Origin of the sequence: Corynebacterium heidelbergense, assembly GCF_028609845.1 — a bacterium.
GTDB classification, from domain to species: domain Bacteria; phylum Actinomycetota; class Actinomycetes; order Mycobacteriales; family Mycobacteriaceae; genus Corynebacterium; species Corynebacterium heidelbergense.
Genome location: NZ_CP063191.1, coordinates 735417 through 755181, shown reverse-complemented (window position 1 = coordinate 755181; position 19765 = coordinate 735417). Strand labels below are relative to the sequence as shown.

Below are 19765 nucleotides of genomic sequence, written 5' to 3'. Positions count from 1 at the left end.
AGCTCTAGTGTCGACGAGACCCGGCTCAACACCATCAAAACCAACTGGAAAAAGTGAGGCGGCAGGCGGCAGACCGAGAGGGCACCTCGGAGGGCGATGCCTTCAGCGAGAAGCTGTTTGAACTGCTCAGCATGTTGGCCGATGCGATACAGACTCTGCTGAGCGGGCAACCGATCACCGGGGACACAGATGCTCCGCACACGTGCCGAGGACGGTTCGACAATGCGGCTCAAGCTCGTAGTTGCACGCGCCAGAAATTTTTTCACGATGCTGCATCCAAAATGTGCTGCAAACAAGAAGAAGTGGGTAGTGGGTGAGAAAAAGTTTCATCTACAAGGTTCCCCGGAACGTCGGGCCACTCAGAGGAGACACATGCTCAAAAAGACTGCCACCATCACGGCCCTAGCCGCCGGTTCTATGATTTTCGGCGCGGCTCCCGCGCTCGCACAAGGTGGGAATGCCCAGGTATCTGTGCTCCACGCGGTGCCTGACGCGACAGTGGACGTGTACGTCAACGGCGATCTCACACTCGAGGACTTCAAGCCGGGTACGCTCACCGACCCGCTGACTCTCCCTGCTGGAGACTATGACCTCAAGGTCACTGCACCGGATGCAGGCAAAGACGGTGAAGCCATCGTCGAGGCAAACGACGTACAGGTTCCCGCAAACGCAAATATCACGGTTGCTGCTCACCTGGACGAAGCTGGCAAGCCTGAGCTGACCCCATTCGTTAACGACACCACGCCGACCGCGCCGGGTCAGGCTCGCCTGACCGCCCGCCACATCGCTGCGGCACCAGCCGTAGACATTCGTGCGGACGCTAAGCCAGTGTTCAAGAACGTCACCAACCCGAATGAGGGCAAAGCTGACGTCCCTGCTGGCACCGCTTCGGCAGACGTCGTGCTCGCTGGTACCGATCAGGTCGTCCTCGGCCCGGCGAACCTCGATCTGGTTGAAGGCCAGAACACGATCGTTTACGCATGGGGCAGCGCGAAGGACAACAACTTGCAACTCGCAACCCAAACTGTCGGTGGCCTCCACTCCGCCCCAATGGGCGTTCCAGCCGGTAACGGCGGTGCCGCAGACAACACGTCAGTCACCGTCGCCGCGGGCTTGGTCGCGCTCTCCGCAGCGGCTGCAGCTGGGGCCGTGATTATCCGACGCAAGTCGGCCTAACCCCCGGTAACAGCAGAACAAGAGCACACCTTGAAAAGCGCCAGCGGGAGTTTCAGCAAAATTCTGCTGGCGCTTTCTGCGATCTTGATTCTTGCAGCCGGTGTGCTTTACTTTCGCGGGCAACCAAATGAGGTAGAGTCGCCCGACGGTAGAGCGGCTGCAACCGCGGACGACACAACCGCGGAGGCAGCCGAAGGAACTGAGCAGCCACCGCTCGGGGCACCAGAGGCACTAACCGTTCCAGAGTGGAACGTTGACATGCCAGTTGTACCCGTGGGTGTGGACGAGAAATCAGAGATGGCTATCCCGGAAGACCCTGGTGTAGCCGGCTGGTATAAGTTTGGTCCTGATCTCGACTCACCAGCTGGATCGATAGTTCTAGCCGCGCACGTAGACGGAAGGGAATCGGGAACGGGGCCCTTCGCTCGGCTGAAAGAACTGCGCGAGGGAGACGAGATCCGCCTCCGGAACCGTACTGGGACTCAGACTTTCTCCATCGAACAGGTCGAAGAAAAACCGAAGGACCAAATAGATTTTCAAGAGGTGTTCGACCGGACCGGGCCCCTGCGATTGAAGCTCATCACTTGCGGAGGTCCTTTTGACGCCGCTGCTCGCAACTACACCGACAACATCATCGCCACAGCTGTTCCAAAGAGCTAAGAGGATTGACGCGCAGCGTCACTATGCATAGATCCAGCAGATATAAGGATGATGGAGACGCCGAAAAGCGGCTTTCTATCGCGAAGAAAATTAGTGCCGGAGATGAACGCGGTCTCCGAGAGGCACACGACCTTTGGCATTCCCTGCTCTACAACATCGCATACCGCGCTCTAGGGTCGAAGGAAGACGCCGAAGAAGCTGTGCAGCTGACCTTCTTCGGTGCATGGCGTTCTCGGCACACCCTCAAGGTTACCGACTCATCTCTGCCGGGTTGGCTAGTGGGAATCCTGAAAAACACCATCGCCGACGTTCGGAAACTTCGCTATAGGTCTAAGCTAATTTTCGACAAGAGCATCGAAGAGGCCACTCAAAGCGCATTATCAGAAACATTCGATGTGGCATTGAGAATGACTCTTGTCAATGAACTTTCTTCTCTAGGTCAACCCCGATCGGCAATAATGTGGCTATCTCTAGTTGAGGGGCTATCTAGCCAGAAAATATCCGAGCGCCTGAATGTCCCCCTGGGGACGGTCAAAAGCCATATCAGGCGCACCATACCACTCCTGAGAAGCAGATTGGCCGATATCCTTGAACGAAAGTAACAGCGGTGGCCATCTCACATCCGATGACATTCTTGATCGCCTAACAACAGGCGGCAGGAACAGTTTTACAAATGCGGAAGCATCCCACCTCGAGAATTGTCCGGACTGCGCAAACTTAGTTTCATTTTGCACTCACATCCGTAACGCTGGCGCCCAGCTTTCGTCCGAGGGATACACACTGGATAATGCAGGCGTCAGCTGTCTTGATGAAACTACGAGATCACGTTTCGATCGCAGCCCCAAGATCCGCAGTCTGTCGCTCCCCTGGTCTGGCAATCGGGAAGGTGTTTTCAAAAAAAACTTTCTGGGATTCGCCCATCTTGGTAGGCTCACTGTTGCTATGAGTGCCGCCGCTTGCCTATTAATTCTCTACGCTTTTGTTCCCTCGTTTCACCGGAGTGAAACGACGATCCCACCCGAGGTGGTTTTGTCTTCTGCAGAACTCGAAAGCCTCGATGGGAAAAATAGCGTTGGTTCCGTGGAGTTGATCAAGAGCGAGACAGACTCGACGCAGCATATTCTTGTACAGATGCCTGGCGTTAGCACTCCCAAGGATCAGGAAATCGAAGTGTGGTTGCTCAACAAGGATGGTCAACGCATGATATCCCTCGGTTTGCTTAACCAGACCTCGGGGACGTCATTGCCTGTGACCGACTCTGTCCTGGAAAGCGGTTACACCGTGGTTGATGTCTCAAATGAGACTCTTGACGGAGATCCACTCCATTCCGGCCACTCTATCGCCCGGGCGGCCATCAGGTGAGTGTTAGTGTAAGTCACCCCTGGATCTTTACGGTGTAGTGCGTCGCGGTCTGTGTAATTCTAGGGCACGAGGGTGGTCAGTGGCGGAAATGCTACTGTCCCTCACACAACGGCCGACACGTTGAGGGATTATTCAGATATGAAGCTGACGCAGGTGCAGGACAAAGTAGAAAAGCTGCTGCGGCAGGCGGCGGACCGAGAGGGTACCCCCGAGGGTGACTCCTTTCGCGATAAAGCGTTCGAGCTCATGGCCCAGTACGGAGTGGAGGCCTCCCGCGAGGCGGCGGAGGACAAAACTAGCCACACCGCAGACCAACAGGTGAACTTCGCGGGCACATACACCGACATGCAGTTTGAGCTGCTCAACACCCTGGCTCACGCGTTGCATTGCCAGGTCGTCCGGTTGAAACTGCGGCGCAGTACGAAGGTGCATCAAGCCTTCGTATTTGGCCGAGACCATCACATCGAGCGTGTGATGATGCTCCACACTCTGCTGAGTGGGCACATGATTGTCGGAGCAAGCAAAGCTCCACCCACGTGCGGGTTTGCGCACACCAGCCCGCAAACTCAGAAGCGTTCCTGGATGCGGGGGTTCATCCATAGCGTTGGCTCTCGCCTGGAGGCCATTGAGATGAAGCACGCCCCGCAATTTGAATCCCAAACTAGCGCGGCCCGGGGGGTTGTGGCGCTCCAAGATGATCGCAAGCAAGCCTATGCAGCAGCGCGGGAGAAGTTCCCTGGCTTGAAAACGGACCTCAGCCAGGGCAGACCCCGGACTTTTGATCCGTTCAGCTACCAGGCCGGGGTCCAGGCGGGTGCCGGAATGGATTTAGGACAGCAGCGGGTGCAGCGGGGGGTACGGGCGCTGGGGCGTGGCCGGGCGGTGTGAGCCTGCCCGGGCGCAGTGGCCCGATGAACGGGTGCGCGGAGACTGGTCGCCGGGTTGCTGGGGTCGGGCTGGCCAACTTTCCTCGGTACGGCGTAAGGTGCACAACGTGAATGTTCGTGATATTGAACTCTTTCGTAGGGCCAAGCGAACCCCGACTACCGGGGGGCCGATGACGCCGGGCTCCGAAAGGGCCCCTGGCCTGTGGCGACTGCTGGGACCTGCCTTCGTTGCCGCTATCGCCTACGTAGACCCCGGCAACGTAGCCGCCAATCTGACTGCCGGAGCTCGCTACGGCTACCTCCTGGTGTGGGTGCTGATCCTCGCGAACGTCATGGCGGTGCTTTTCCAGTACCTCTCGGCGAAACTCGGCATTGCCACCGGGCGATCCCTGGCCTCCGTCGCGGCGGACCGGATGGGGCCGAAGACCACCACCGCCTATTGGATGCAGGCACAGTTCATCGCAATGGCCACGGATATTGCGGAGGTCATTGGTGGGGCGATCGCCCTCAAACTGCTGTTCGGGGTTCCGCTGCCTCTCGGCGGCATCATCATCGGGGCGATCTCCATGGCCGTACTGCAATCACAGCAGCACGGGGGCCAGCGGACCTTCGAACGCATCATCATGGCCTTTCTCGCGGTCATCACGATCGGATTCGTCACCGGCCTGTTCTTCTCCGGGTTCTCCCCCACGCAGATGATCGGCGGATTGCTGCCCCGGCTTGCCGGAACGGACTCCCTGCTCTTGGCCACTTCCATGCTGGGCGCAACGATCATGCCCCATGCGATCTATATGCACTCCAGCCTCATCAACGACCGCTTCGGCGGATCGGACGAGCACGAACGCCGCAAGCAACTGCTGCGGGCCACTCGCCTGGACGTGGTCCTCGCCCTCGCACTCGCCGGTTCCGTCAACGTCGCCATGCTGCTCCTCGCCGCCGCGTCCTTGAGCGGGGCCGAGAACACGGACACCATCGAAGGGGCCCACGCTGCCATCGCTTCTGGCCTCGGGGGCATGGTGGCCACCATCTTCGCCGTGGGTTTGTTGGCGTCCGGGCTGGCCTCGGCCTCCGTGGGGGCCTATGCCGGATCTTCGGTAACGCGGGACCTGCTGCGCATCAAGATCCCCGTGTGGGCGCAACGCTTGGTGACCCTGGCACCGGCAATCATCATCCTTTTCCTGGGGGTGGAACCGACGTGGGCTTTGGTGATGAGCCAGGTGGCCTTGAGCCTCGGCATTCCCTTCGCAGCCGTCCCGCTTGTTCGGGCGACCTCCTCCCCCACGATTATGGGCCGATTGGTTAACTCCCCGCTCATCCGCTCCATCGCCTGGGTCTCCTGCGGCGTCATCGTGCTACTCAACGTAGCCCTCGTGGTGCTGACCGCACTCGGTGAGGCCTAACCTCCTGAGCGGACAGCGCCACTTACACAACTAGGGCAATACCGGCCACCCAGCCGAGGGCACCGTTATTTCCCCTCGTCCGTGGACAGCGCGGCCACAAAGGCTTCCTGGGGCACGGACACGGAGCCGATGGACTTCATGCGCTTTTTGCCCTCCTTCTGTTTCTCCAGCAGTTTGCGCTTCCGGGACACGTCGCCGCCGTAGCACTTGGCCAGCACATCCTTGCGCAGCGCTCGGATGTTTTCGCGCGCGATGATCTTTGCCCCGATAGCCGCTTGGACGGGCACCTCGAACTGCTGGCGCGGGATGAGCTCCTTGAGCTTCACCGTCATTTTGTTGCCGTACCACTGGGCATTGTCGCGGTGGACGATAGCGCTGAAGGCATCCACCGGGTCCCCCTGAAGCAGGATATCCACCTTGACCAGGTCTGCAAGCTGCTCCCCGGCGTCCTCGTAGTTTAGGGAGGCGTAGCCCCTAGTCCGGGACTTCAACATGTCGAAAAAGTCAAAAATTATTTCGCCTAGGGGCATGAGATAGCGCAATTCCACGCGATCCTGGGAAAGGAAGTCCATGTTCTTCATCTGGCCGCGCTTAGATTGGCACAGCTCCATCGTCCCGCCGAGGAACTCTTCGGGCACGATGATGGTCATGTTGACCATTGGCTCGTAGACTTCACGCAGCTTCCCGCCCGGCCAGTCGCTGGGGTTTCGCACAAACTGCTCACTGCCGTCCTCACTGACCACGCGGTAGACCACGCTGGGTGCCGTGGAGATAAGGTCCAACCCAAACTCCCGCTCTAAGCGCGTGCGGGTGATCTCCATGTGCAACAGCCCCAGGAACCCGCACCGGAAGCCAAAGCCCAGGGCCACGGACGTCTCCGGTTCGAAGGTCAGCGAGGCATCGTTGAGCTGCAGCTTCTCGATGGCCTCTCGCAAGTCCGGGTACTGGTTCGCGGAGATGGGGAATAGCCCGGAGTAAACCATGGGGGTCGGCTCCTCGTACCCCTTCAGCGCTTGCTCCGCTCCGTGAACGGCCCACGTGATCGTGTCCCCCACCTTCGATTGCCGCACGTCCTTCACGCCGGTGATGATGTAGCCAACCTCACCCACGCCCAGGCCCTTTGTCTTCACCGGCTCCGGCGAGACTACCCCGATCTCCAGGGTCTCGTGGGTCGCGCCGGTGCTCATCATTTTGATCTTCTGGCGCGCCTCCAGGCGGCCGTCCATCATGCGGACGTAGGTGACCACTCCCCGGTAGATGTCGTACACCGAGTCGAAGATCATGGCGCGCGCGGGGGCATTGGCGTCCCCACTAGGCGGGGGAACCAACTCACACACCCGATCCAGAAGCGCCTCCACCCCCTCCCCCGTCTTGCCGGAAACCCGCAGGACTTCTTCCGGCTCGCAGCCGATGATGTGCGCCAGCTCTAGGGAGTACTTGTCCGGATCCGCCGCCGGGAGGTCAATCTTGTTGAGGACCGGAATGATCTCCAGGTCGTTTTCCATGGCCAGGTACAGGTTGGCTAGTGTCTGGGCCTCAATCCCCTGGGCGGCGTCCACAAGCAAGATAGCCCCCTCGCAGGCATCCAGGGCGCGGGAGACCTCATAGGTGAAGTCCACGTGCCCGGGGGTGTCAATGAGGTGCAGCACGAGCTCTTGCCCGGCATGCTCCCCAGAACGCGGCACCCACGGCAGGCGGACGTTCTGAGCCTTGATGGTGATCCCACGCTCCCGCTCGATATCCATGTTGTCCAGGTACTGGGCGCGCATATCGCGGTCATCCACCACCCCAGACAGACCGAGGATACGGTCGGCAAGGGTGGACTTACCATGATCGATGTGGGCAATGATGCAGAAGTTTCGAATGCGCGACGGGTCGGTAAACGTCGTAGTCGCGTAGTTCTCCTGCGCTTTTGCCATGCTTGGTCCTCCTGGTGGGTAACTCGTTCAAACCTTACTATCGCCACACCCGTCAACCCCCTACCGACCGCCGCGCCAACGCAGCGCCCCCCGGCTGCCGTGCCAGCCGACCGCGCTAGCGAAGCGTTAGCAACCAGGTGACGCCCGCCCAACACGGCGATAGGGTGGAAACTATGTCCGAGGCCGCCTCATCTCCCCGCCCCGAGGATCCCGCGCGCCCGGAGGAGAACCCGTGGTCGCGCTTCATCCACAGGTACTTCAGCCACCGCGGCAGTCTGTCGGAGGGCCTGGACAAGCTCAACTCCCAGCTAGGCCTCAACACTCAGCCATTCGCCGCGCAGCTCCAGACGGATACGACGGTGAAAACCCCCACGGCCAATCATGCCCGCTCGGTGATGTATGCCCCCGACATGGATGGGCAGGCGGACCCGGGGGAAGTGGTGTGGGTGGATATCCGCCCTCGGCGCGGAGGGGAGATGGAAAGCCGGGCGGTCCTCATCATCGGTCGCAATGGCCACACCCTGCTCACGTTGCTCATCAGTGAGAACAAAGACCACCTCAGCGAGGACAACTGGCTGCCCATTGGCTCCGGCCCGTGGGAAAACCGCGGCGGGGAAAGTTGGATCCGCCTGGATAAGCTCATCGAGGTGCCGGAATCGCAGATCCTGCGGCGTGGGGTCTCCATGCCGGAGCGTCGCTTCGACCGGATCTCGGCGCGTCTGCGCAACGACTACGGATGGCGCTAGCATGACCGGCGATGACTTCCCTCGCCTCTACCCTTGCTCAGCTCGACGGTGCCAGCTACGGCGCCTACAAGCGCCTATCGGGCCTGCACCAGCTCGACGATGACCTCCGCTTATCCGTCGACAAGGTCCAATCGGATCTTTTTGCCCCGCCGTCCCTCATCCAGGTCATTGTCCCACTAGAGATGGTGGGGCTTCCGGATAATTTCTTTGCAAACGCCACCTCCGCGCGCGCCACCACCGACCAACTCGCGCGATACCTGTCCGCCGCCATCGCCCGCCACGGTGCCAAGTCCGGCGGCAAGGCCGACGGGCACCTCAGCATCGACGCGCCCGGCCAGCAGGTTCTCGAGCGCGCCAGCGTGGTCCGCGACCTGAGCGGACCCTCCCCCGTCCTTCGCCTGCGCTTAGAAGCCGCCCTGCCCGCGCGGGGTCGACGCATCATGGGGCACGCAGCCCGGCGCCTTCTCACGGAAGCTTTGCCGGACGTCGTGGACGATGCGCTGATGCTCCAGGAGACGCCGGGGGAATTGGCGTCCGCAATACAACCACACCTGGACCTCGCCAGGGACCAGAATGCCCTGCGTGAACAGCTCCCCGGGCGCGGGCTGGTGGGCTTCATCGCCGACGGCGCCGTGTTGCCCCGGGCGGCCGGCAATAGCGACCTGCCGCTGGACAACGCGGTGCCCTTCGCCGCACCGGAGAGCCTGCGGGCCAGCTTCGACCTGCCCTCCGGCCGCACGGTGACGGGCATGGGAATTCCCGCGGGCGTTACCCTCATCGTCGGCGGTGGTTATCACGGTAAGTCCACGGTCCTGCGGGCCCTGGAGCTGGGGGTGTATGACCACGTCCGGGGCGATGGGCGCGAATTCGCGATCGCGGACCCCACCGCTGTGAGCCTGCGGGCCGAGGATGGGCGGGCGGTGACGAACGTGGACGTGTCCCCTTTTATCCGGGATCTGCCGTCGGGGGCGGACACGCGTGAGTTCCGTACGACGAATGCCTCCGGTTCCACATCACAGGCCGCCGGGTTGATCGAGGCGCTGGAGGCGGGCGCCAGGACATTGCTCATCGACGAGGACACCTCCGCGACAAACTTCATGATCCGCGACGAGCGGATGCGGCGGTTGGTGCCGAGTACCAAGGAACCGATCACCCCGCTCATCGACCACGTCCGGGGGTTGTGGGAGGACCATGGGGTTTCGACCGTACTGGTCGCCGGGGGTTCTGGGGCTTTTATCGACGCCGCCGATACCGTCATCCAGCTCGACGCGTACCAGCCGGTGGACGTGACCTCCGCTGCCCGAGACTTGGCCGACCCATCCGCGGTAGCCGCGTGCTCCCATCCCATCCCGGGTGGCGGGAGTGGGGGTCACGGCGCTGGGGCGCGGGTTGTGGTGGGGCTTGGCACGGGGCAGGGGCAGGGCGGAGATTCACGGGGATCGCATGGGGACCGGGAGAGGCAAGGATCGCGCGGGAATGGAGATTCGCGAGGTCCACGAGGTCCACGGGGACCAAAGCCGCCGCAGGCCAAGGGGCTGGACACGATCCGGGTGGGCGACGTGTTCTTGGATCTGGGTGCCGTGAAGCAGCTAGTGGACGTGTCCCAGACCAGGGCGATCGCCGCGGCCTTGGCCCGAATCGACGGTGCCGCTGATGGCCGGGCGACGCTACCCGAGCTGGTAGATCACCTGTTCACGAAGATGGAACGCGGCGGTGTGGAAGCGCTGTCCCCACACCGGGGGCATCCCGGCCGTTTGGCGCTGCCGCGCCGGCAGGACATCGCCGCGGCGGTCAACCGGTTGCGCTCGGCGGTGATCCGGCAGCGCTCGGCCGAGATCTAGCAGCGCTAAGCCCGGCGGGGCTTCGGCAGTTCGGGGCCTAGTCCTCCGTGCGCCTCGGCAGCCACAGCCCCTCGAGGATCTCCACCAAGCGGTTTTCCCGCCGATGGCGCAACCGGGCCAAGACCTTCCGGCGCGGGGCGGTCGCGGGAAAGCCGAGGGCCTCGGCGATGAGGCCCTCCAGGCGGGCCTCCGCCTCGGCCCCGTCTGCTTGTGGGTGGGTAGCGTGCTTTTGTGGATTCTCCCCATCTTCCTGTGGGTGGGTGCCCACCTGCTCGGGATCAATGCCCATCGCCGCAGCCACTGCGGCCAGGCCCGTGTGCTCCCGCAGCGGCGGCGCCGGTTCCACCTCGAAGCGCTGACCGTTGTTGTCGCTGATCCACACCCGATCCCCAACGCGCAGCTCCATGTCCTCACAGAAGCGCCGGATGCTGCCAGACTGCGCCAGCATGCCCCACGTCATGGGCTGATCCCCGAGGCGGCTGGGCAGGGTGATCGTCTGCCCGAACTCAACCGCCCAGAGGCAGGGCATGCCCGCCGGGACGCCGAACCCGGAACCCCGCAAATGATCCGCAGTGATGGTGGCGAGCAACTGCCACTGACCGTCGCGGCGGTATAGCCCGGAGGACTCTTCCGGTTCTGCGTCGTTGACCTGAGGATTCTCGCGGCGGTAGACGGTGCCGTCGATGATCTCGAACTCCCCGGTTGCGGCGTAGGCCTTGATGGAGCTGGGTGCCACGCCGAACTTTTCCGGCAACTCCGCGAGCAGTTCGCGGAGGGTCACCCCGACCCGCGGCGTGGGCAGATCCGCGGGGTCCGTCTCACTGTCCTTGTCCTGCGCACCCCCGGCATGCAGGCCACCATCGGCGGTATCTTCGCTGATCAAGTCCGCCCTCGCCTGTTCCACGGCCGCGTCCACGCGCCGCCCGATGATGTCGGTGAGCTTCGTGCACTCCTCCAGTCCCCACCGCCGCAGGCCGAAGGTGTCTACACCAGTCCGCACAACGCGGTCGTTGACGCTCAGCGCGTTCTTCAGGGCTCGGAGGGTCACGCTGGAGCCGGCGCTCCGGAAGATCGCTTCCGCCGTCATGGGTTCCCCGGCGATGGACAGCACCGCCACGGAGCGGATCGACTGGGAATCCCTCCGGTTGATCACATGATCCTGGACGATGGGGAACCCGCAGGCAAGCAACCATTCGCGGGCCAGGGCCGGCGGCACACCCAGTTGATCGTCGATGGCATCGATAGCCACGATCCCATCCTCGTTCTCTGCGGCCTCCAGCTCCCGTTGCGTGGTGGCTACCGCCCCGGCCAAGTCGGGGTAGCACACCCATCCGTCCTCGACGGTGAAGGAGTCGTCCAGTTGATCCAGTATCTGCCACAAGGGGGCATCCCACCCCTCCACGTGGGTAGATAGTTCCGGAAACAGTTGGAGGATCGCGACCTGCGAGTTCACCGGGTGAGCGTGAGCGCGAATCCCCAGCAGCAGATCCGCCACGCTCCCCTGCTCCAGCAGCTTGCTCAAGCGCTTGCGGACCTTCGTCTCAATCTGGCGCACCCGTTCCCTGGACACGTCGAAACGCTCCGCGATGACCTGCAGAGTCTTGGGCTCTACGGCGCCGATCCGGTCGCGTATGAGGTCCCGTTCCCGCTCATCGGCCTCCAGATAGACCATCCGCAGCACTTCTGCCGCAGCGGGGCGTTCGCTGGCGAGGACGGCGTTCAGCGGGCTGTCTTTGTCCTCGAGCAGCGCAAGCAAACGCGCCCGACGACGATCCTGAGGCCCATCACCCGTTGCCGGACCGATCAGCCGGGCCAGGTCCCCGTTGCGGTATCGCAGGTAACTGAGCACGTCGGCCATCTCTTTGAGCCCTTGGTCGACGGTTGCGTCGTAGAGCCTCCAATCGTCGTAGACCGCTCCCACCAGGTCGTCTTCGATATCGGACGCCACCAACCGCGCGCCTTGCCCACCGTCGGCCTCGGCACTACGGGCGTAGGCATCACTGTGCAGCGCCTCGTGGGCCACACCGATCGCCCAGTGACGAACGGCCGTGGGCTCCACCCCGGCAAGCTGGGTGAGGTCCTCCACCGACGCGTTCAGCGGCTCTGGGTAGGCCGCCCGCCACCGCTGAACGAGGGGCTTGGTGCCTTCCAGCAGACGGGGCAGCGTATCGCTGCTGAGCTCGGGCGACATCCGAGAGAGGGGTTGTTCGGCCCGCGAGGTGATCCAGAGGTCCGCAACCAACTCGGGATCGGCCTCACCGTGCTCGTTGACGGCAGCCGCCGGCCCCGGCGAGATCTCGGCCAGCCAGGGGAACACCCGCGCCACAACGTCGACCACCTTCGCCGGCGCATCCACAGAAACGACCGACGGCTCGTGGTGCTTTGGCTCCGCTTGGTTTTGCCCGCCCGGGCCTTCCCCCTCTTCGCCTGCCTGGTCCTCGCCTGCCTGATCTCTGTCTTCTAGGTCTTCACCTGCCCGGTCCTTGCATTCCAGGTCTTCGCCTGCCTGGTTCTCGCCTGCCTGCTTTTGGCATTCCCGGTCTTGGCGGTCCAGCACGGCCTGGGTCGCGTCGAATCGCTGCCCATTCTCGTCGTCCTCCACGGGTTCCCGGCTCAACTGGCCCAATAGGTACGCGAAGGTGACCTCGTCGATGATGGGGATGCCCAATTCTCTGGCGCGCCGAGCTTTCCCGCTGCCAGAATCGGGGTCTGCCGCAACGAGGCAGGACGACTTTCGGCTCACCCCGCCCACCTCCAGCCCGGCCAGCCGACTGCGCTCCTCCCAGACTTCGCGGGGAAGTTCCAACTGCCCGGTGAACGTGACCCGATCCCCGGCGCGCAGGCTCACCGCACCCTGGCCGGTGGCCGCATCGGATTGCTCCGGCGGCGCTACTAGCCACTGCTCCACCTCGTGCCACGGGACCCCGAGCTGGCATGCCGTAGTCGCCAACTGCTCCCTCTCCTCGGGGGTGACAACCCCGTCGGCCCACGCAAGCAGCGCCAGCGAATGGGCGAACTCCCGGTGGATCTGCACAGCCTCCTCCCGACTGATTCCCAACCCCTTGGCCAGGTCCAGGAGTTCCTCGACTTCCTCGCCGTCGATTTGCTCGTCAGCCAGGGCTCGCTGCAACAGCTCGACGTACGCGTCGACGTGCGGCCGACCCTTGAACGGCAACCCGGAAGCTAGCTGGTACAGCCAGGTGCCCATGCGCAAACGAGTATCCTCCCGCTGCACAACGGCAACCGACCGCGGAGCGCCGGACTCATTCAGCTCGCTATCTCCCGCCCACCCCAGGGCAGTCACCGCACTCGAGGGATTCAGCGCACCGATGTCCAGGTAGTGGCGAAACAGTGCGGCAGTTGCCCGCGCGTCCCCCTCGGCCGAATGCGCCCACTCGTTGTTCAACCCCGCCCGCTTCAACGCCGCCTCCAGGCTGCGCCCGGAGTAGGGGTGCACCTCCCCCGTTATCACCATCGTGCAGTGGTAGTGCCGGCCCAACCCCTCCAGCTCCAGGCCCGCACGATCAAACTCTGCCCTGAGCATCCGCGAATCAAAGGATGCATTGTGCGCAACGAAAACTCGACCACCCAACCGACCCGCAACCTCCGCGGCAATCTGACCAAAGCTCGGCGCGTGCAACACATCCCTGGCATGAATGCCGTGGATGTGGGAGTTGGGAATATCCCGCCCCGGGTTGATCAGCGTGCTCCAGGTGCCCTCCACTTCACCGGCGGCGTTGAGGTGAACAATGGCGACCTCCAGCACCCGGTCGTGCTGTCCAAAGCCGGTGGTTTCTACATCCACCACGGCATACCTCGGTGCGGTCTCTGGCTGCACGGTGTTCTCCTCGTTCGCTAGCTATGTATGGGCAACTGCCGCACATGCTAGACACCGCGTGGGACACGCTCCGGCGTGGAAGTCGAACACCCGGTAAGCCAGCACCCCTATCTGGCGGGTGCGTTGAGCCCCCGTGCGGGCGTTGCGCGATTAGGTCCGGGCGTCGCCGGGCTGGTAGCGTCGTCAAGGTTCATCATCGGCCCGGAAACGGCAGACCGCACCGCGAACGACCTTGATCGCCGGTGTTAGAGACCGCCTGCCGAGTGCCGCAACCACGGTGCTGCCCATCGCGACGGCGCCGAGCCGCACCCGCCGGATGATTGACCAGAAGACTATTCTCAACCGGATTTAAGAGGTACGCCACGATGGCAAACATCAAGCAGCAGAAGAAGCGCATCCGCACCAACGAGATCGCCCGGCGCCGCAACCAGGCAATCCGCTCCCGCCTGCGCACCGAAACCCGCAAGTTCAACGAGCTCGTCGCCGCCGAGGACAAGGCCGGCGCTGAAGCTCAGATGCGGGTCGCCGCCCGGCTCTATGACAAGGCCGTGACCAAGGGCACGATCCACCGCAACAACGCCGCCAACAAGAAATCCAACATGGCGGCCCGCTTCAACCAGATGGCCTAAGGCCCCCGCACGCGGACCCGGGCCTTCCCCACAAAGGGCCGAACGCGAGGAGACAGCCCGTGGACAACCGATTCGCCTCCGCCCTTTTCGGCACCGCCCTTGGAGACGCCTGGGGCTACCCCTATCAACTGCCGCCGCAGACCGAACGCACTCCGCTGCCCGATGAGCTGCGGATCAGCGACGACACCCTCATGACGCTGGCCCTGTCCACTGCGATCGGGGCGATCGCGGACCGGGACCTATCCCGGAAAGACGGCCTGCTGGAAATCGCCCAACAGTTCCTGGACTATCACCGGGACCGGGATTACAACCGCTACCGCGGCAACGCCACCGAGGAAGCCCTTCAGCGCATGGAGGAGCGCGGCATTGAGGAATGGCATAGATGCGCCACCCACTCCGGTGGTTCCTGCGCCGTCATGCGGCTCAGCCCGGCGGGGATGTTGGCACCCCGGCGCCAACGGGTTGGGTGGAGTGTCTTGCAGGGGGTGATCACGCACGATTCCGGCGTGGCCCGCGCCGCATGCCTCGTGCTGGGGTGTCTATTCAGCGCCGAACCCGGCCAGGATCTTACCGAGGTGGCCGGAAACATCCGCCTGGACCCCAACCTCCGCGCCGATACCGTCCTCACCGACCACGAGAAGCGCGGGCTCCTCGAGGATCTGCGGACCGCGCATGTGCGTCGGTTACGCGGGGAGGATGTACCGCTCACCGTGCTCATCGAGCGGGTGCGCGAGGTGCGTCGGGCGCTCTCCCCCATCCTTGGCGACGGCGACTTCGAGCGGCTCTACCGGGAACGCCTCAAGGTCAAGCAGACCCTGGGGTTGGGGTGGGACGCGGGCTCCTGTACCGCCTCCGCGCTCCTGCTGGCGCAGCTATACCTGGACCACCAGGAACGCTACGACCCGCATGACTTCCTGCACGTGGCCGTTAACTGGCCGGGCAACCGGAAGACTCGTGCCTCCCTCACCGGGGCGCTGATGGGGGCGCACATGGACAATATGGAGAGCTGGAAGACGGCCCGCCACTACGACTTCGAGCGCCGCTATCACCACGCCATCTACTCCGGCGTGTGGGAGGGCTTCGCCCAGGCTTAGCCCTGGCCAGCGGCGAGGGAGGCAATGCGGCGGACCGCGTGCTCCACGGCGTAATCCGCGCTCTGGCTTCGGCCCTTGACGTCCGCATCGAGATGCGCGACGACCTGCAGGCCCTCCGAGATAGCCTCCGGGGACCACATCCGCGCATGCCGCATCGTCTTTTCCAGCTTCCACGGGGCCATGCCGTAGTCTGCGGCGTCCCGGCGAGGATCGATCCGGCGGGCCCCGGCGACCCGCGCGATGTCCGCGACGGCTCCGCACATCGCTGCGGCGAGCAGCACGTGGGGAACACCCAGTTGCAGCGCCCGCCGGGCAGCGACCACCGCCTCGTAGAGCCGCCCGGTCACCGCCAGGTCGGCGACCTCGAACCCGGTGACCTCCGCCCGTCCCTGGTAGTACTTGCGCACGCTGTCTGCGGTGACGTTCCCGCCCGTATCGGCGGCGAGCTGGCTGATGGCGCTGGCGAGTTCGCGTAGACCGCTGCCCACCGAATCCAGGACGAGGCTCACGACGTCCGGGGAAACCCGCACTCCGTGGCTGCGGAACTCCTGTTCTACGAAGGCGTGGCGGTCGCGGCCCTTAAGCTCCCCCGCCGAATGCACCTGGACGCCCATTTTCGGCCAGGTGTTCACCAGCTTCTTGTTCCGCCCCTTGCCGGTGTGGATCATGACGAGGACAACCCCGTCAGCCGGGTCCGCGATTGCCTGCTCCAGAAGTTTGACGGTGTCCTGCGCGGCATCTTCCACGCCGGTGACGACAATGATCCGATCCTCCGAGAACAGGCTCGGGGAGAGCAGTTCGGCCAGCTCAGGGGCGGTGATGTCCGTGGCCTTGTGCATCTCTACTGGGACGTCCGGCGCGTCGGCGTGGGCGCGGGCTGCCGCAACGATGGCGGATCGCCGCCGCTCGGCGAGGAAGGTTTCCGTGCCGAGGATAAGGTTGGCCGGTGCGGGCGCCTGGGTCATGACGTCGATCTTGCCAGAAGGTCACCGGGCCACCGCGCCCACCTCACCGGGTGCCCGCACCGGAGGCGTGGATCTCCCCACCGACCGCCACGATGGTGCCATCGGCGCACGGGAACACCACGGGCGCCCCCTCGCCCGTCCGGCTGGGCCGCCCCCGGCTGCGCGTGCAGTCCGTGACGACGATGATTCCCTCCCGGCCCACGTGCTCTGCGGCCCGCACGGCCGCCGCCTCATCGCGGACCACGACCAGCCGCCGCTGTTCGGCGGCCAGCCAGACCTCTGCTCCCGGGCCGACTCGCACCGATCCCCCCTCCACCCGGCGCGGCCTGCCGAGGGTAGCCGGGCACCCCACGCGTCTGCCGCCCGCCGCGACGAGGATCTCCCCTCGGCCTTGCGTTGCTTGGCCTTTCGTTGCCTGGCCCCGCGCTGGTGGGCCCTGCGCGGTGCAAATGGCCACGTCCCAATCGTCGATCTCGCGCAAATCTTCGGCCCATCCGGTGGTTGCTGTGTCCGCATAGGGGGCGACGCCAATACCGTGCGCGCGTACCAAGCCGACCACGGCGATGCACGTGGCCATCCAGCCCCACCGCAATGCGCGCCACCTCACGCGCCGGGCATCGTTGAGCAGCCGCAGTGTCCCCACCAACAGCACCCCGACCAGCACGAAGGCTAGAGCAAACCAGGTTCCCCCCGATGTATGGACCACGTCTACTGCGGAGAAGGTCCGGGCGACTGTGGACACCCACCAGGCGCAGGGCACGGCCGGCGCGAGGAGGACCGCGGCGATACCTGGCGCGAACCCCGCGGCGGAGAGCACTGTGGCTGCTAACGCCGCCGTGAGCCCCAGGACGGTGATCGGGGGTACGGCGAGGAGGACCGCCAGATTGGCTAGTACCGATACCGGCGAGTAGCGCCCAGTCATGTGCACGATGATGGGCGCGGTGACAAGGTCCGCCGCCACGGCCACCCCGACGGCCCGGACACACATGGCCTCCCCCACCCGCGGGGCCCGCGACCAGCGCCGCTCGCACAAGGACGCCCAGCGCCGCAGGATGGGCCGGTAGAGCAGGGGTGCCAACACGACAATGCCCAGTGTGGCGGCGATGGATAACGCAAACCCGTAGCTGACGGCAAGCCCCGGATCAGCAAGTACCAGGATGATGACGGCAGCGCAGGCCGCCGCGATGGAATCCCCCCACCGGGAACTCCAGGTAGCAATCAAGCCAATGGATCCCATCACCCCGGCGCGCAGGACGCTCGCGTCGGGGCCGACGGCGGTCACGAAGCAAAGTAGGGCTATGGCCGCCACAGCCAGCTTGGCCCTTCGGCCAGCCCTGCAACACGTGGCGATGATCACCGCTGTGGACATCACGATCGTGACGTTTGCCCCGCTAACGGCGGTGAGGTGGCTGAGCCCCGTGGCCAGGAAGTCTTGGCTCATCTGCGCGTCTTGGTGGGACGTATCCCCCACGCTCATCCCCGGAACAAGGTTGGCCACATCCCGGGTGAGCGGCTCGCAGGCCGCCCGCAGGCTCCGGCGCAGGGCGGCCGCAACCGCCCATAGACCGCTGGGCTCGTGGAGGACCTCCGGAGGGCGGGTGGCGCTTAGGGTGACGGGGGCTAAGGCCGGGCGATCGCTAGCGCGCACAGTTGCTGCGACGTCCAGCACCGTTCCCGGTTGCAGGTCCTGCGGTAGGGCAGACCCCGAGGCCCCCGGCGGTGTGCGTCCATGCGAGCCCGGCGGCGCCCCTGGGTGCCCGCCGCGCAGAAACATCGGGACCTTGCCCACACCATCCACGGAGACGGGAACCATCGTGGCCCCCTCAGCCACCGGCTTCGCCACCCCGGCAACCTCTGCCCGGCCGTGAAAATGGGTGGGTTTGCCCGCTGCTGCCGACATGCGCTGCATCAGGTCCTGGGCATCGATCATCCACAGCCGCACCCGTGCCACCGAGCCGACAACTAAGGCACACACCGCACTGGCTACCAGCGAGGGCCGCCAGGCTCGCGGCAACTGCACGCGCCGGGGGCTCACGCTGGCCCAAGCCACGCCGAGCGAACAGACAATCACCAGGAGCATCAGTGGCCAGGCGGATCGTGTGCCTACCGTCGCACCCGTGGTCACCCACGTGGCTAGTGCGGCAGGAACGAGTCGTATATCCGGCCCCCGGCGAGCCTGCACCGCCTCCGGCGAGCAATCCTCCACCACACGAGGGGCTTCCGGACCGCCCGAGGCAATCAACAGGCGGGAACGGGATGTCCTACACCGTGACGCCACTGCGCATCGCCTCGAACTTGGCCGGCCCGATGCCGCGCACCTCCATGAGCTGTTCCACGCTGCGGAAGCCCCCGTTCGCCTCGCGCCACGTGATGATCGCTTGGGCGGTGGCCGGGCCCACCCCTTCCAGGGTTTGCAGCAAGGTGGCATCGGCGGTGTTGAGGTTGACCAGCCCACGGTCTTTCCCGGGGGCCGCGCCTACCCCTGCCCCACCGGCCCCGGCACCACCCCCTGCCCTGGCTGCCGGGCCCGATTGCGTGCCACCGGCACTACCGGGCAGGACAACGCTGGACCCGCGATCATCCACGACGATCTGCAGCCCATCGGATACCAGCTCGGCGAGGTTGATACCCGTAACAACCGCTCCCGGTTGGGTACCGCCTGCGCGTTCGAGGACCTCGCCCACGCGCGTCTTCCCATCCACGGTGAGCAATCCAGGGCGTGCGACCATCCCTTGGACCGCCACCACAACCGGTCCGCCCTGCTCCACGTCCTGGTTGCCACCCCCGCGCGAGTGGGTGAGCGTTGCCATCGCCTCCCCCGTGTTGCTCGCGCCGCTGACCGATGATCCCCCCGGCCCGGGTGCGGCGATAAGTCCGGCACCTGAAGCCGCTTCCTTCTCGCCGGGATCCTCCCCCGAAAAGAAAAAGCCTGCCAGCACAATGGCGAACACTACGGCGGCAGCCACCCCCACAACGAGGACCAATGCCTTGGCTGACAAAGGCGATAGCGTTGCCCGGGTCTCCACATCCACACTGGCGATCTCGTGCCCCGGCATGGGCTGCGCCAGAGCCTCCACCCGGTTCCGCACCTGATTCGTGGCCCCTGCCCCCTGCTGGCGCAGATACGTCCGGGCGCGCTGCCCCACCCCGGCCAACGGCACCTTAATCGCGGTGCTGTCGCCGACCCGTTCGGCCGCCCGTGTGTTGTGTTTCCTCGTGTCCCCTCCCACGCCGACCACCGTGGCACA

At 64.6% G+C, this 19765-nt stretch carries 15 protein-coding genes; 10 read left to right on the top strand and 5 right to left on the bottom strand.

What is annotated here, in order from left to right; all coding sequences use genetic code 11:
• Positions 1–372: 372 nt before the first annotated feature.
• From CHEID_RS03355 to CHEID_RS03330, 6 genes are all read left to right on the top strand, one after another.
• Positions 373–1176: a DUF4397 domain-containing protein gene (locus CHEID_RS03355; RefSeq protein ID WP_112768842.1), complete on the top strand. Its 804-nt coding sequence runs from the start codon at positions 373–375 to the stop codon at positions 1174–1176.
• A 30-nt stretch (positions 1177–1206) separates the two neighbouring features.
• Positions 1207–1836, top strand: coding sequence for a class F sortase (locus CHEID_RS03350; RefSeq protein ID WP_112768841.1), 630 nt, complete (start codon positions 1207–1209; stop codon positions 1834–1836).
• Positions 1837–1859: 23 nt separating this feature from the next.
• Positions 1860–2438: an RNA polymerase sigma factor gene (locus tag CHEID_RS03345; protein WP_112768840.1), complete on the top strand. Its 579-nt coding sequence runs from the start codon at positions 1860–1862 to the stop codon at positions 2436–2438.
• Positions 2425–3198, top strand: a complete 774-nt coding sequence (locus CHEID_RS03340; protein ID WP_181645862.1) for an anti-sigma factor — start codon at positions 2425–2427, stop codon at positions 3196–3198. The genes CHEID_RS03345 and CHEID_RS03340 overlap by 14 nt, the downstream gene beginning before the upstream one ends.
• A 138-nt stretch (positions 3199–3336) precedes the next feature.
• Positions 3337–4086, top strand: a complete 750-nt coding sequence (locus tag CHEID_RS03335) for a DUF2786 domain-containing protein (RefSeq protein WP_112768838.1) — start codon at positions 3337–3339, stop codon at positions 4084–4086.
• Positions 4087–4255: 169 nt separating this feature from the next.
• Positions 4256–5485, top strand: a complete 1230-nt coding sequence (locus CHEID_RS03330) for an Nramp family divalent metal transporter (protein WP_112768837.1) — start codon at positions 4256–4258, stop codon at positions 5483–5485.
• A gap of 65 nt (positions 5486–5550) precedes the next feature.
• Here the strand turns inward: CHEID_RS03330 and lepA are convergent, their stop codons facing one another.
• Positions 5551–7404: a translation elongation factor 4 gene (lepA, locus tag CHEID_RS03325; RefSeq protein WP_112768836.1), complete on the bottom strand. Its 1854-nt coding sequence runs from the start codon at positions 7402–7404 to the stop codon at positions 5551–5553.
• Between the two features lie 173 nt (positions 7405–7577).
• Here lepA and CHEID_RS03320 point away from each other — a divergent pair, with 173 nt between their 5' ends.
• Positions 7578–8150: a type II toxin-antitoxin system PemK/MazF family toxin gene (locus tag CHEID_RS03320; protein WP_112768835.1), complete on the top strand. Its 573-nt coding sequence runs from the start codon at positions 7578–7580 to the stop codon at positions 8148–8150.
• Between the two features lie 11 nt (positions 8151–8161).
• Positions 8162–9991, top strand: coding sequence for an ABC-ATPase domain-containing protein (locus tag CHEID_RS03315; protein ID WP_273661246.1), 1830 nt, complete (start codon positions 8162–8164; stop codon positions 9989–9991).
• Between the two features lie 37 nt (positions 9992–10028).
• Here CHEID_RS03315 and CHEID_RS03310 read toward each other — a convergent pair whose 3' ends face one another.
• Positions 10029–13829 carry an exonuclease domain-containing protein gene (locus CHEID_RS03310; protein ID WP_112769811.1) on the bottom strand — a complete coding sequence of 1267 codons (3801 nt, stop codon included), beginning with the start codon at positions 13827–13829 and terminating at the stop codon, positions 10029–10031.
• 365 nt (positions 13830–14194) lie between these two features.
• Between CHEID_RS03310 and rpsT the strand changes: the two genes are divergently transcribed.
• Together rpsT and CHEID_RS03300 are read left to right on the top strand one after the other, a co-directional pair.
• Entirely contained in the window at positions 14195–14458 is a 264-nt protein-coding gene (gene rpsT / locus CHEID_RS03305; protein ID WP_112769810.1) for a 30S ribosomal protein S20, read from the top strand.
• Between the two features lie 59 nt (positions 14459–14517).
• Positions 14518–15552 carry an ADP-ribosylglycohydrolase family protein gene (locus CHEID_RS03300; protein WP_112769809.1) on the top strand — a complete coding sequence of 345 codons (1035 nt, stop codon included), beginning with the start codon at positions 14518–14520 and terminating at the stop codon, positions 15550–15552.
• On the opposite strand, the gene holA is transcribed toward CHEID_RS03300, so the two are convergent.
• The 3 genes from holA to CHEID_RS03285 all read right to left on the bottom strand — a co-directional run bounded on the left by holA (position 15549) and on the right by CHEID_RS03285 (position 19663).
• Positions 15549–16517 (bottom strand): DNA polymerase III subunit delta, encoded by a 969-nt coding sequence (holA, locus tag CHEID_RS03295; protein WP_112769808.1) that lies wholly within the window; start codon positions 16515–16517, stop codon positions 15549–15551. The genes CHEID_RS03300 and holA overlap by 4 nt on opposite strands.
• A 43-nt stretch (positions 16518–16560) precedes the next feature.
• Positions 16561–18597 (bottom strand): ComEC/Rec2 family competence protein, encoded by a 2037-nt coding sequence (locus tag CHEID_RS03290; protein WP_112769807.1) that lies wholly within the window; start codon positions 18595–18597, stop codon positions 16561–16563.
• A 181-nt stretch (positions 18598–18778) separates the two neighbouring features.
• Positions 18779–19663, bottom strand: a complete 885-nt coding sequence (locus tag CHEID_RS03285; RefSeq protein ID WP_238599357.1) for a ComEA family DNA-binding protein — start codon at positions 19661–19663, stop codon at positions 18779–18781.
• Positions 19664–19765: the final 102 nt, after the last annotated feature.